This window comes from Brevundimonas sp. AVps31 (assembly GCF_058681355.1).
This window is the reverse complement of the sequence record NZ_CM178736.1, coordinates 463,555-475,903: the sequence shown is the minus strand read 5'-3', so window position 1 is coordinate 475,903 and position 12,349 is coordinate 463,555. Positions and strand designations below refer to the sequence as shown.

Genomic DNA, 12,349 nt, shown 5'->3' with positions numbered 1-12,349 from the left:
CGGGCCGAACAAAGGCACATTGCGCTGGGCCAAGGATTCAGCGGGAGGTCGGAATGAAGTCGTCAGCGCCGTTCGCGGCCTTGCTGCTGGTCTGCGTCGCCCTGTCGGGATGCACGACTGCCGGGCGCTGGCTGTCCGGTGCCGATGATCGCGCGGAGGTCCTGCCGGGCCAGATTGAGCCGATCCACGCCGCGGCGATCGGGCAGGACCAGGCGGTGTTCTGGGTCAGCTCGAACGGCTGCACCCAAAAGGCCGATCTGACCGCCGTCGTGCGGCAGGCCGGCGGCGGCTCGGTCATCACCCTGCGCCGCATCAATGAGGATCGCTGCACCCGATCGCAGCCCCAAGGCGTGGAGATGCGCTGGTCGTTCGAGGAACTGGGGCTGGCGCCGGGGTCCCGCGTTTCCGTCGAGAACCCTTACCAGCTGACGCCCTCGACCTGAGGCCCGGCCTCAGGCGGCCGGGTGGACCCGGTCATAGGCCCGCCAGGTCGTCCGGCCCGCCCGCTCATACTGTTTCGGCAGACCCTCGGGGACGCCCAGGGCGACCGCGGCATGGTGGCCCCAGTGGGGGTCGTCCAGAACGGCGCGGGCGATGCCGACAAAGTCCGCCCTGCCCTCGCTGACAATGGCCTCGGCCTGGGCCGGGTCGTAGATCATGCCCACGGCGATGACGTTGGCCTCGGGCACGGCGGCCTTCACAGCCTCCGCGAAGGGCAGCTGATAGCCCGGTTCGCCGCCCGGGATGCGGGCCTCGGCGACGTTGCCGCCCGAGGAGATGTGCAGATAGTCGTAGCCGATGGCGTGCACGGCCCTGGCGAAGGCCTGAACGTCCTCGAGGCTGACGCCGTCATCGACCCAGTCCGAGCCGTTGAAGCGGACGCCCAGCGCCCTGTCGCGGGGCCAGGCGTCGCGCAGGGCCTGCGCGACCCGTAGGGGGAAGCGCATGCGGTTCTCGTTGGAGCCGCCGTAGTCATCCGTCCGCCTGTTGGAGATGGGGGAGAGGAATTCGCTGAGCAGGTAGCCGTGGGCGGCGTGCAGCTCGACCAGATCGAAACCGGCGCGCAGGGCGCGGCCGGCGGCGGCGACGAAGGCGTCGATAATGCGCTGCATCCCGGCCTCGTCCAGCGCGACCGGCGTATGCCAGTCCGCCTTGAAGGGGATGGCGGAGGGGGCGGAGGTGGTCCAGGCGCCGTCCTCCGGCCTGACAGCCGCGCTGCCGCGCCAGGGCGGGGTCGTGGAGGCCTTGCGGCCGGCGTGACCCAGTTGGATGCCGATGGGGGTGTCGGAATAGCTGCGGATGCCGCTGAGCAGGGCGGCGAAGGCGGTTTCCTGATCGTCGTTCCACAGGCCGGTGTCGGCCGGGGTGATGCGGCCTTCGGGCTCCACGCCCGTCGCCTCGACGATGACCAGGCCGGCGCCCGACAGGGCCAGTCGCCCGAGGTGCTGGGCGTGCCAGGGCTGAGGCACGCCGTCGACCGCCGAGTACTGGCACATCGGCGCGACCACGATGCGATTGCGCAGGGTCAGGGGGCCGACGGCGCGCGAGGTGAACAACTGGCTCATGAAAGGCTCCGGGGAGGATCAGAACGGTAGCTATGCCGGATGCCGATCCAGACAAGGGCCGTCTGTCCGATTGTTCACGTGTCTTTCCGCCCGGCTGACGGCAGATTGGGCTCAAGCTTCACCAGGAAGCGCTCTCATTGTCTGGAAGGGGATTTCCAAATGCGTCGTCTCGCCCTCGTGCTCATTCTCGCCATCGCTGCTCCGTCGCTGGGCGGCTGCATCATCATCGCCACCGACAAGCCGACCACCCGCGTCGTGCACCAGTCGCCGGCGGACGCGGGTCAGTGATCCGCGTACTGATCGCGGCGGCGCTGGTTGCGCCGCTGCTGTCGGGCTGCGTCATCTGGGCCAACGAGTCCGGTGAACGGGACGTCACGGTCAACTGGACCGACCATGCCAAACCGACGCTTGAAGCGGTGCGCTCGGCGCGGATCGTGGACGGCCGACTGATGGCCCGCGTCGACTCCAACGGCTGTACGGATACGACCCATTTCGCGGTCGATCTGACGCCGGCGGATGACGGGGTGACCAACATCGCCCTGCGGCGCACCGCCGAGGACCTGTGCAAGGCGCTGGTTCCCGACGGGGTGGAGGTCAGTTGGTCCCTGAGCGAACTGGGCGTCGAGCCCGGAACACAGACGCGGTTGCTGAACCCGACCCGGCTCTGAACACACGAAAGGGCCGGAGCGCACAGCGTCCCGGCCCTTCTCAATTTCGCGCCAGACTATTGTTTGGCGAAGGCCGGCAGCATGTCCGCGGGGATGCGGTGCGGCCGCATGGTCGTGGAGTCCACCAGCACCCATTCGGTCACGCCCTGGGCGCACAGGCGACCCTCGGCATCCTCGATCCGGACGTAGCGGTTGAAGCGTGGACCCTGGGGGTCGCCGACCCAGGTGCGCGCCTTCACATCGACGGCGTCGGGCATGAGGGGACGGAAATAGTCGATCTCGTGCCGCACCCCGACCCAAGACCATTTCGTGCGGGTCGCCTCATCGAAGCTGGCGTTCCAGTGGGCGGTGCCCGCGTCCTGCAGCCAGCCGACATAGACCACGTTGTTGACGTGGCCGTTCTCGTCGATGTGTTCGGGACGGACCTCCAGCGGGAGGACGAAGATCTCGCGGTCCTCGCGCGGCTCCAGCTGGGGGCGGGCCATCAGTCTTCCTGACCCAGCGGCACGCCCTTGTCGGTCATGAGGGTCTGAAGCTCACCGGCGTTGAACATCTCGCGGATGATGTCCGAGCCGCCCACGAACTCGCCCTTCACGTAGAGCTGCGGGATGGTCGGCCAGTCGGTGAAGGTCTTGATGCCTTCGCGCAGGGCTTCGTCCTGCAGCACGTCGACGCCGACGAACGACGCGCCGACGTGGTCGAGGATCTGGACCGACAGCGAGGAGAAGCCGCAGCGCGGCGCGTCCGGGGTGCCCTTCATGAACAGGACCACGTCGTGTTGGGCGACGGTGTCGGCGATGAAGGCGTGGACGGGGTCTGCGACAGCTTGATCGGTCACGGCAGGGCCTTTCAGTGAAGGCCGTCAGCTAGGGTCGCGCGGGCCGGGGGTCAAGGGCATGCGGCGTCGTGGATGGCCCGAGGGGGGCTGAGCCATACTCCGATTTCGGGTCAGGACGGCCCCATCCGCACGTCGCGCAGAGGTCAGGCGGCCTTGGCGCCGGCGACACGGGCCATCTCGATCTGCGCCGCGAGGCCAGGAGGCAGGTCGCGGTCCGGAACCATGGCGAGGTCGTTCAGCCGCTCGATGGTCGAGGCCTCGATCAGGATGCTGGCGACCGACGGATCGGTCAGGGCGTAGGCCAGACAGATGGCCTCGGCCGACCAGGCATTGGTCTGGTGCAGGAAGGCGAAGGTGCCCGCGCCCGCCAGCGGGTCGTGCTTCGGACGCGCCGCGGCTTTGCCGAAGCCGAAGAAGCCCTTCTTTTCCTCATGGGCCGTCGTCGCCTTTTTCACCGTGTCCAGGGTGTCCGGGAAATAGCCGTAGACGAAGATGGCCATGTCGCGCTCACGGGCGTCGCGCAGGCGCGACCGGATCTGCCAGGGCGAGTTGACGTGAAAGGGCGTGAGCAGCACGTCGAAGGCGCCGGTGGAGACATAGGTGTCCATCACCTCGCCCTCGCCCGAGATGCCCAGCAGGCGAACGCGCTGGGTGGCGCGCAGGGCCTTGAGCGCATTCAGCGACGACTGGGGCAGTTCGTGATCTTCAGGCTGGTCCAGCACGGCCAGGTCGAACCAGCCGAGGCCCGAGGCGTGCAGGGCGCGGTCGATGGCGCTGGTCATGCCCTCGGCGGAGAAGTCGCGATCCGAGCCGCGGCGGCCGTCGCCGGCGCCGAGGGTCAGGGCCACCTGCACCAGCTTGCGATCGACATTGCGCAGGGCCTCGCCCAGCACCTCGGCCAGCACCGGATCGGCGGAGGTCAGGCGGTAGCTGTTGATGCCGGCTTCCAGCGCCGAATAGATCAGCTCGCGTCCGGCTTCGGGGCCGCCCGCGATATCGCGGGGGCCGAGGCTGAGGGTGACGACCGAAACGGCCTGTCCGACATTGCCGAAGGGACGATAGCGCATGGGGTCAGCCCTCCGACGGGACCGAGGTTTCGAGAGCCAGGGCATGCAGCTCGCCGCCCATCTTGCCCTTCAGGGCGGCATAGACGAGCTGGTGCTGCTTCACGCGCGACAAACCTGCGAAGGCCGACGAGACGATCCGCGCGCGATAATGATCGCCGTCCCCGGCCAGATCGTCGATGGCGATCTCGGCATCGGGGAAGGCCTCGGTCAGATGGGCGCGAAGCTCTTCGACGGGCATGGGCATGGACGGACGCACTCCGGAGTTCAGACCGGAGAATGGCGCGTAAACCTTAATGTCAGGCTGACAGCCGCTCCAGCAGGACGACCGGGGCGCCCTTGTAGGTGGTGTGGGCGTACGGGGCGTAGCCGGCTCGCTTCGCGAGAGCATGCGAAGGGGTGTTGTCGGGGGCGATCATGCAGACGGTGCGGGGGGCGTTGAGGGCGTCGTCGGCCCAGGCGAGGGCGGCGGACAGGGCCTCGAACGCCAGACCCCTGCCCTGATGGCGGGGCGCGACGCCCCAGCCCAGCTCGGGCGCGTCGAAGGACGGGTCCATCAGGCGGCGATAGTCGAAGACGCCGACGCTGCCGACATAGTCGCCGGTCGCGGTTTCGCGGATCGACCAGTTGCCGTAGCCCAGCGCCTCCCAGTGACCGATGTCGCGCAGCAGGCGGAACCAGACGTCCTCGCTGGACAGGGCGGTGGGGAAGATGGCGGTGGCGAAGGCCGGATCACCCCAGAGCCGGGCGAGGTCCGGAAAGTCCGAGGCCTGGACCGGGGTGAGGGTCAGGCGATCGGTGGTCAGGGTGGTGGTCACGCGCCGAACAGGGCAGCGGCCCGCTCGATACGGGTCCGGCCCGTGGCGTCGGTGACGGCGTAGGTGAAGCCGGGCTGGAGGGCGAAGGCGCCGGCGCGGCCCTGTTTGTCCAGCGCCAGCAGGGCGACCTGGGACGCGGCGACTTTCGATCCGCGCAGTCTGGCGAGGCGTTCGATCACCAGACGGCAGGCGGCGGTGGGGTCGAGGCCCTGGCGCATGGCCTCGACCACCGAATGGGCGCCGGCGACGCGCACGACATCCTCGCCCACGCCGGTGGCGGTGGCCCCGCCGACCGCGTCATCGACATAGAGGCCCGCGCCGATCAGGGGGCTGTCGCCGACCCGGCCGCGCATCTTGAAAGCCATGCCGGAGGTGGTGCAGGCGCCGGCCATGCGATGGTCGGCCCCGATGGCGATCAGGCCGATGGTGTCATGATTGCCGGGGCCGCCGGGCATGGCGCGCCAGTCGGTGTTCTCGCTGTTGGCGCGCGGGGCGTACTGCGCGGTGACCAGCCATTCGCGCCAGGCGGCCTCCGCGCGGGGCGTCAGCAGGTTCTGCGTGGGGAAGCCCTGATCGACCGCGAAGGCCCGCGCGCCCGCCCCGACCAGCATGGTGTGGGGCGTCTTCTCCATCACCGCGCGGGCGACCGAGACGGCGTGGACGACATCCTCCAGCGCGCAGACGGCGCCGATGTCGCCGGCCCAGGTCATGACGCAGGCGTCGAGGGTGACGTGGCCGTCGCGGTCCGGCAGGCCGCCCAGACCAACCGATGAGTTATTCTCGTCCAGCTCCGCGACCTTGCCGCCCGCCTCGACCATGTCGAGGGCCGAGCCGCCCGCCTGACGCGCGGCCCAGCCGGCGGCGTTGGCGGCGGCGCCGAAATCCCAGGTGGAGATCATCACGGCGGGGGGCGTGGACGCTTGCGCCACGGCGGCGGTCGCGAGGGCCGTCAGGGGCGCGGCGGTCAGGAGGGTGCGGCGTGTGGTGGTCATGGAGCCCTCAAAACCGGCAGCGAGGGTTACATCAACCCCAACTGTTTGAAACTGGCCACGCCGTCCCGCCCGACGACCAGGTGGTCGTGGACCGAGAGGCCTAGCGCGCGGGCAGCTTCCACGACCTGACGCGTCATGTCGATGTCGGCGCGCGAGGGCGTCGGGTCGCCGGAGGGGTGGTTGTGGACGATGATCATCGACTTGGCCGACAGCTCCAGCGCCCGGCGCACGACCTCGCGGGGATAGACCGGCGCGTGGTCGACCGTGCCCCGGTTCTGGATCTCGTCGAGGATCAGCTGGTTGCGGTTGTCGAGGTAGAGGACGCGGAACTGTTCGCGGGGCTCATGCTGGAGCGACAGGCGGACGTAGGCGACCAGGGCGGTCCAGGAGGAGATGACCGTGCGCTTGCCGGCCTCCTCCTTGGCGACGCGCCGGGCGACTTCGTGCAGGGCGGCGAGATCCAGGGCGGTCTCGGCGCCGACGCCCTTCAGCCTGCCTCGGGTGTCCTCGGCCTTGACCGTCATCAGGTCCTCCACCGAGGCGGCGAGGACGGCCGCGAGCGAACCGAAGCGGGCCAGGAGAGCCTTGGCGACCGGTTTGACGTCACCTTGCGGCTGACTACGGAACAGAAAGAGTTCGAGCAGTTCGTAGTCGGGCAGATGATGGATGCCGGCGCCCCGGGCGCGGTCGCGCAGCCGCTCGCGATGACCGGCGTGGTGGGGCGGGCTCAGGGGCGGCTCCGGCGGCATGGCGTCTCCAGCCGCCAGACTGCCTCAAGATGTCCGGGCGCTCAATCTATGGTCGCGTCAGCGACAGGCGTCCGCCATGGCTTCGCGCGTGTTGACCACGCGCTGGTGAAGGCGCTGGCCGCGCGTGCCCGGCGTCAGGCAGAGATAGCGGTTCACCCGGTTCGCCTCGCAATAGGCGTCGCGCTCCGCGACGGCCTGCCGGTACGCATTGGTCGCGCGCTGGCAGGGATCATAGGCCACGGCGGCCGGGGCGGGCATGATGACGGGGGCGGCTGCGATCGCCATTCCAAGCACGAAAATCTTCAACATCGACCTCTCCTGTTGGCCCTCCGAGCCGAAGGAAAAACGGCGATTATTGAAGGTTGTTCCCCCGGGAGCGCTTTTCGCCCGGGTCAGAACTTCGGGCGGAACAGCCCGGCGGGGCTGGCGCTGAACAGTTCGCAACCGTCGTCGGTCACCCCGATGGTGTGCTCGCACTGCGAGGACAGGGACTTGTCGCGGGTGACGGCGGTCCAGCCGTCGGACAGAACCTTCACATGCGGCTTGCCCAGATTGACCATGGGCTCGACCGTGAAGAACATGCCCTTCTTCAGCGTCGCGCCCTCGCCGCGGCGGCCGTAGTGCAGGACGTTGGGGCTGTCGTGGAAGATGCGGCCGATGCCGTGGCCGCAGAAGTCGCGGACGACGGACATACGCTGGGCCTCGACCACCTGCTGGATCGCATAGCCGATGTCGCCGAAGGTGGCGCCCGGCTTGATCATCGCCAGACCGGCCTCGAGGGAGTCGTAGGTGACGTCGATCAGCTTCTTCGCGCGGGCGTTCACATTGCCGACCGCGAACATGCGGCTGGAATCGCCATGCCAGCCGTCGACGATGACGGTGTGGTCGATGTTGACGATATCCCCGTCCTTCAGCGTCTTCTCGCCCGGGATGCCGTGGCAGACGACGTGGTTGATCGAGGTGCAGACCGTCTTCTCGTAGCCCTTGTAGCCGAGGCAGGCGGGCAGGCCGCCGTTGTCGAGGGTGAACTCGCGGATCAGGTCGTCCAGACGGCCCGTGGCGACGCCCGGCACGACGTGCTCGGTGATCATGTCCAGGGCGCGGGCGACCAGATTGCCCGCGGCGCGCATGCCTTCCCAGGCTTCCTCGTCCTGATGGACGCGGATCTCGTGAGTGCGGACGAAGTGGTCGGTGTCCAGTTCAGGGGTCTCGTACATGCGTCGTCTTTCGGCGCGGCCCTTGTTGAAATCAGGGCCGCCAGGGCAAGGCGCGATCCAGCCGGATCGCTTCGGGCGTCAGGTGGCAACTGTAGCACAAAACCTCAACCCCGTGGGAGGCGGCCTCGCGCAGGGCGGGGCCGTAGGCCTTGTCGATGTCGTCGGCGGTGGTGAAGGCGGTGCAGTCCATGCGCTGAAGCACGAACAGCATGACCGCGCGGTCGCCGGCGTCCACGACCCGCTCCAGCGCCTTCAGATGCTTGACGGCCCGCTCGCTGCGGCAGTCCGGAAACTCGGCGAGGCCGGGCGTGCGGCTGAAGTGAACGTTCTTGATCTCGACCCAGGCGGAGGGGCGCGACGGCGCAAGCTCTGCCCACCCGTCGCCGCCCTCTTCATGAGGGGCGGTAGACTCCTGCAGAAGGATGTCGATCCGGCTGTTCCCGTCATAGCGGACCTCGCGCCGCAGGACGGGATAGCCCGCCAATTCGGGGATCAGGCCGTCAGCAATGGCGGCCTCGCCGATGCGGTTGGGGTTCATGGTGTTGACCCCGACCAGTCCGGCGCCGGGCAGGTCGATCATTTCCAGCGTCAGCGGCAGCTTTCGCTTGGGATCCGGCGAACGGGACATCCAGACCGGCAGGCCGGGCTCGGTCAGGCCCAGCATGGCGCCGGGGTTGGGCACGTGGATGGTGGTCTCCGACCCATCCGCCAGCGACACGTCGGCGAGAAACCGCTTGTAGCGACGGATCAGGGTTCCATGTTCGAGACCAGACTTGAAGCGCATGGCGCAGTCTCTAGCTTGCAGGCATGACCGACGCATCCCCCACCGCCGCCGTCCTGATCATCGGCGACGAAGTCCTGTCCGGCCGGACGCAGGATACGAACCTGAACACCATCGCCCGCTTCCTGACGGCGCTGCGGATCGACCTCAGGGAGGCGCGGACGGTCGGGGACCGGACCGAGCAGATCGTCGACAATCTGAACGCCCTGCGGTCGGCGCATGACTATGTCTTCACCACCGGCGGGATCGGGCCGACGCACGACGACATCACCGCCGATGCTGTGGCCCGGGCGTTCGGCGTGGCCCTGCCCGAGCATCCGGACGCGGTGGCGATCCTGGAGAAGCGCTATGGGCCCGGCGAGTTCAACGCGGCGCGACGGCGGATGGCGCGCGTGCCGAAGGGAGGAAGCCTGATCGCCAATCCGGTGACGGACGCGCCGGGTTTCCAGATCGGCAATGTCTTCGTGATGGCGGGCGTGCCGAAGATCATGACGGCGATGCTGGAGGATGTGGCTCCGCGTCTGCGCACCGGGGCGGTGGTGCTGTCGCGCACGGTGCGGGTCAGCGGCGTGGGCGAGGGCGCGATCGCCGACATCCTGACGGCGGCGGCGAAGGCCGAGCGCGAGGTCAGCTTCGGCAGCTATCCGTTCGGCCATGGCTCGGTCGGAGAGATCGGGACCAACCTGGTCGTGCGCGGCCGGGACGCGGCGAAGGTGGAAGCGGCGGTCGAAGGGCTGATGGCCGCGCTGACGGCGGCGGGGATTGTGGCGGCGGAAGTCTAGGCGCCCGCCCGCCCCGTGAACGCGTCGACCACCGCCTGATACGCCGGATTGGCGCGGCCGGCGTTGTCGAGCAGCAGAGGGCTGTCGTCCGGGTTGTTCTTGCCCTCGATGCGGAGCAGCCAGCTGTCGCTGTCGCGCAGGCCCCAGGTGGTGAAGGCGTAACGCTGGCTTTCGGGCAGGGCCATGAAGGCTTCGGCCAGTTCACCGACGCGGGCGACCTGCTGGGCGCGCTTGTCGGCGAGCGAGCGCAGGTCGGGCATATGACCGCCGTCGCGCTTGAGCGAGAAGTCCAGTTCGGAGACGTGGATCGGCAGGCCCAGCGAGGCGGCGTCCCGGAAGAAGTTCGTGATGTTCCCGGCCGGGATTTCGATGTTCAGGTGCGACTGCGTGCCGATGCCGCCGATGGGGGCTCCCAGCTTCAGCAGCGTCTCGACCAGCTTGAGGAAGGTCGTGCCCTTGGCCGGGATGTTCTCGAGATTGTACTCGTTGAGGAAAAGGATCGCGTCGGGATCGGCGGCTTTCGCCTGCTGGAAGGCGCGGACCATATAGCCCTCGACGCCGAGTGCTTCGGACCAGTGGCAGTCGCGCAGGCCGGAGCCGTCCTCGGAGACGGGCTCATTGACCACGTCCCAGCCGACCATCTTTCCGCGATACCGTCCGACGGCGGTGGCGATATAGCGGTCGAACTCGGCCACGAACCGGTCGCGCGGGACCGAGGCGTTGAAGACCTCTCCGCCTTGGGAGTACCAGATCAGGGTGTGGCCGTGGACGCGCAGGCCATTGCCGTGGGCGAAGTCGACGACCCGGTCAGCGGCGCTGAAGTCGTAGGCGAAGTTGGCGCCGAGGGTGCGCTCCATCTTGAGCTCCCATTCGGGCGTCAGCTGGGAGGCGTGGCGCAGGGTCTGTTCGACCCAGAAGGCCTGATCCAGCTGGCCGGTCATGCCGGTCGTGCCGAAGGGGCAGGGCGCGATGGATTTCAGCGGGACCGGCTCCGGGCCGGGCGCGGACTCGGCCGCCGCGAAACGATCGCAGGCGGCGAGCGCCAGACTGGAGCCGAGGAGGGTCCGTCGGCTCAGGCTGGACAGATCAGCCGGCACGCCGACGCAGGCCCATTTCGTCGAAGGCGGCGGTTTCGCGCTTGCCGGCGGCGAGCATGGCGTTGAGGCGGGTGGTCTCGGCCACGTGCTCGAACTTCTTCAGTTCCTCGAAGGCCCCGGTCAGGGCGTCGCGGGCGCCGACTTCCTCGGCGTCGATCTCGACCACGTCGGTCTCCGCGGCGGATTTCCGCAGTTTCCAGCCGTTCAGATAGGCCCGCAGCAGCATGCCGGCCTCGGCGTCCTGACGGGCGCGTTCCTGCTCAACCTCGGCTTCGGCGTCGAGGACGGCCAGGCGCATCTCGGCGGAGGCGCGACGGGCGGTGATCTCGGCGAGGCGCTTCTGAAGGGTCTCGACCTCGTAGTTCGAGATTCGGATCAGCGATTGAGCCCAGGCGGTCATTTGTTCACTCCGGTCACTGGCTGATCATGCCTTGGTTCAGGATTGCCTCGAGGCGGGTAAATGAATCGGAAAGAGACGTGTGATCGTCCTTGTCCTGACCCAGAAACCCTTCGAGGGCGGGATTGAGCGCGATGGCGCGGTCAACGATGGGGTCGGCCCCGGTGCGATAGGCGCCGATCTTGATCAGCTCTTCCATGTTCGCATAGGCCGACAGGCACTGGCGGGCGCGCTTGTTCAGCTCGCGCTCGGGCGGGGTCTGGCAGCCGGGCAGGGTCCGGCTGACGGACTTCAGCACGTCGATAGCCGGGAAGCGGCCGCGCTCGGCGATCTTGCGATCCATGACGATGTGGCCGTCGAGGATACCGCGCACGGCGTCGGCGATGGGCTCGTCATGGTCGCCGCCGTCCACCAGCACCGTAAACAGGGCGGTGATCGGACCGGCCGTGGTGCCGTCGGGACGCACCGGGCCGGGACCGGCCCGCTCCAGAAGTTTGGGCAGTTCGGTGAAGACGGTGGGCGTATAGCCCTTGGTCGTCGGCGGCTCGCCGGCGGCGAGGCCGATCTCGCGCTGGGCCATGGCGAAGCGGGTGACCGAGTCCATCAGGCACAGGACCTCGAGGTCCTGATCCCGGAAATACTCCGAGATCGCCATCGTCATATAGGCGGACTGACGCCGCTTGAGCGCCGGTTCATCCGAGGTGGCGACGACGACGACGGCGCGGCGCAGGCCTTCCTCGCCCAGGGTCTCCTCGACGAACTCGCGGACTTCGCGGCCCCGTTCACCGATCAGACCGACCACGACGACGTCGCAGGTCGCCTGTTTGGCCAGCATGGACAGGAGCACCGACTTGCCGACGCCGGACCCGGCGAAGATGCCCAGACGCTGGCCGCGGCAGGTGGTGGTGAAGACGTCCATCGAGCGGACGCCGAGATCCAGCCGCTCGCCAACGCGACCGCGCGAGTGGGCCGGCGGCGGAGGCGCCCGAAGGGGATAGGCGGCGGGGCCTTGGGGCAGGGGCCCCTTGCCGTCGATGGGCTGGCCGAAGGCGTCGATGATGCGGCCCAGCCAGGCGGTGGTCGGGCGGACGCTGGCGGCCTGATCGATGATGCGGATGTCGGCGCCGGGGGCCACGCCCTCGACCGGGCCGAAGGGCATCAGCAGGGCCTTGGCGTCGCGGAAGCCGACGACCTCGGCCGGCAGGGGCGTCAGGCCACGGCCGCGCGCGATTTCGGCGCGGGCGCCGACGGCGAGACGGCTGAGCCCGCCGCGCGACTCGATCAGCAGGCCGCTGACGCCGGCGACCTTGCCGGTCACGACCAGCGGGTCGATCGCTTCGACGGCGGCGGCGAGATTGCGCAAACAGAGCCCCTGAACAGA

At 68.8% G+C, this 12,349-nt stretch carries 18 protein-coding genes; 4 read left to right on the top strand and 14 right to left on the bottom strand.

Translation table 11 applies throughout. From position 1 onward, the window contains the following. Positions 1–53: 53 nt before the first annotated feature. Positions 54–443: a hypothetical protein gene (locus tag ACW174_RS02265; RefSeq protein WP_492016071.1), complete on the top strand. Its 390-nt coding sequence runs from the start codon at positions 54–56 to the stop codon at positions 441–443. Between the two features lie 9 nt (positions 444–452). On the opposite strand, the gene ACW174_RS02260 is transcribed toward ACW174_RS02265, so the two are convergent. Further along, entirely contained in the window at positions 453–1,565 is a 1,113-nt protein-coding gene (locus tag ACW174_RS02260; RefSeq protein WP_492016070.1) for an NADH:flavin oxidoreductase/NADH oxidase, read from the bottom strand. 159 nt (positions 1,566–1,724) lie between these two features. Here ACW174_RS02260 and ACW174_RS02255 point away from each other — a divergent pair, with 159 nt between their 5' ends. Next, positions 1,725–1,853: a hypothetical protein gene (locus ACW174_RS02255; RefSeq protein WP_492016069.1), complete on the top strand. Its 129-nt coding sequence runs from the start codon at positions 1,725–1,727 to the stop codon at positions 1,851–1,853. After that, a complete protein-coding gene (locus ACW174_RS02250) occupies positions 1,850–2,233 on the top strand; it encodes a hypothetical protein (protein ID WP_492016068.1) in 384 nt (127 codons plus the stop codon). Before ACW174_RS02255 ends, ACW174_RS02250 begins: the two co-directional genes overlap by 4 nt. Before the next feature lie 56 nt (positions 2,234–2,289). Here the strand turns inward: ACW174_RS02250 and ACW174_RS02245 are convergent, their stop codons facing one another. From ACW174_RS02245 to ACW174_RS02200, 10 genes are all read right to left on the bottom strand, one after another. Beyond that, positions 2,290–2,718: an acyl-CoA thioesterase gene (locus ACW174_RS02245; protein WP_492016067.1), complete on the bottom strand. Its 429-nt coding sequence runs from the start codon at positions 2,716–2,718 to the stop codon at positions 2,290–2,292. Next, positions 2,718–3,071, bottom strand: coding sequence for a Grx4 family monothiol glutaredoxin (gene grxD / locus ACW174_RS02240; RefSeq protein WP_492016066.1), 354 nt, complete (start codon positions 3,069–3,071; stop codon positions 2,718–2,720). The genes ACW174_RS02245 and grxD overlap by 1 nt, the downstream gene beginning before the upstream one ends. 143 nt (positions 3,072–3,214) lie before the next feature. After that, the gene (locus ACW174_RS02235; RefSeq protein ID WP_492016065.1) at positions 3,215–4,138 is read right to left on the bottom strand and encodes an aldo/keto reductase; all 924 of its coding nucleotides are present in this window, start codon (positions 4,136–4,138) and stop codon (positions 3,215–3,217) included. Between the two features lie 4 nt (positions 4,139–4,142). Then, positions 4,143–4,382: a BolA family protein gene (locus tag ACW174_RS02230; RefSeq protein ID WP_492016064.1), complete on the bottom strand. Its 240-nt coding sequence runs from the start codon at positions 4,380–4,382 to the stop codon at positions 4,143–4,145. 52 nt (positions 4,383–4,434) lie between these two features. Next, positions 4,435–4,953 carry a GNAT family N-acetyltransferase gene (locus tag ACW174_RS02225; protein ID WP_492016063.1) on the bottom strand — a complete coding sequence of 173 codons (519 nt, stop codon included), beginning with the start codon at positions 4,951–4,953 and terminating at the stop codon, positions 4,435–4,437. Next, positions 4,950–5,945 carry a glycosylasparaginase gene (locus ACW174_RS02220; RefSeq protein WP_492016062.1) on the bottom strand — a complete coding sequence of 332 codons (996 nt, stop codon included), beginning with the start codon at positions 5,943–5,945 and terminating at the stop codon, positions 4,950–4,952. Before ACW174_RS02220 ends, ACW174_RS02225 begins: the two co-directional genes overlap by 4 nt. Positions 5,946–5,971: 26 nt before the next feature. After that, the gene (gene radC / locus ACW174_RS02215) at positions 5,972–6,694 is read right to left on the bottom strand and encodes a RadC family protein (protein ID WP_492016061.1); all 723 of its coding nucleotides are present in this window, start codon (positions 6,692–6,694) and stop codon (positions 5,972–5,974) included. 57 nt (positions 6,695–6,751) lie between these two features. Then, the gene (locus ACW174_RS02210; RefSeq protein ID WP_492016060.1) at positions 6,752–7,003 is read right to left on the bottom strand and encodes a hypothetical protein; all 252 of its coding nucleotides are present in this window, start codon (positions 7,001–7,003) and stop codon (positions 6,752–6,754) included. A gap of 83 nt (positions 7,004–7,086) precedes the next feature. After that, positions 7,087–7,911 (bottom strand): type I methionyl aminopeptidase, encoded by an 825-nt coding sequence (map, locus tag ACW174_RS02205; protein ID WP_492016059.1) that lies wholly within the window; start codon positions 7,909–7,911, stop codon positions 7,087–7,089. 31 nt (positions 7,912–7,942) lie between these two features. Beyond that, on the bottom strand, positions 7,943–8,695 hold the full coding sequence (locus ACW174_RS02200; protein ID WP_492016058.1) for a DNA/RNA nuclease SfsA: 753 nt from the start codon (positions 8,693–8,695) through the stop codon (positions 7,943–7,945). Positions 8,696–8,718: 23 nt separating this feature from the next. Between ACW174_RS02200 and ACW174_RS02195 the strand changes: the two genes are divergently transcribed. After that, a complete protein-coding gene (locus ACW174_RS02195; RefSeq protein WP_492016057.1) occupies positions 8,719–9,474 on the top strand; it encodes a competence/damage-inducible protein A in 756 nt (251 codons plus the stop codon). Here ACW174_RS02195 and ACW174_RS02190 read toward each other — a convergent pair. From ACW174_RS02190 to fliI, 3 genes are read right to left on the bottom strand one after another with little or no spacing between them, the layout of a single operon-like run. After that, positions 9,471–10,571 (bottom strand): endo-1,4-beta-xylanase, encoded by a 1,101-nt coding sequence (locus ACW174_RS02190; protein ID WP_492016056.1) that lies wholly within the window; start codon positions 10,569–10,571, stop codon positions 9,471–9,473. The genes ACW174_RS02195 and ACW174_RS02190 overlap by 4 nt on opposite strands. Next, positions 10,561–10,971 (bottom strand): flagellar export protein FliJ, encoded by a 411-nt coding sequence (locus ACW174_RS02185; RefSeq protein ID WP_492016055.1) that lies wholly within the window; start codon positions 10,969–10,971, stop codon positions 10,561–10,563. Before ACW174_RS02185 ends, ACW174_RS02190 begins: the two co-directional genes overlap by 11 nt. 13 nt (positions 10,972–10,984) lie before the next feature. Continuing rightward, on the bottom strand, positions 10,985–12,331 hold the full coding sequence (fliI, locus tag ACW174_RS02180) for a flagellar protein export ATPase FliI (protein WP_492016054.1): 1,347 nt from the start codon (positions 12,329–12,331) through the stop codon (positions 10,985–10,987). Between the last annotated feature and the right edge of the window lie 18 nt (positions 12,332–12,349).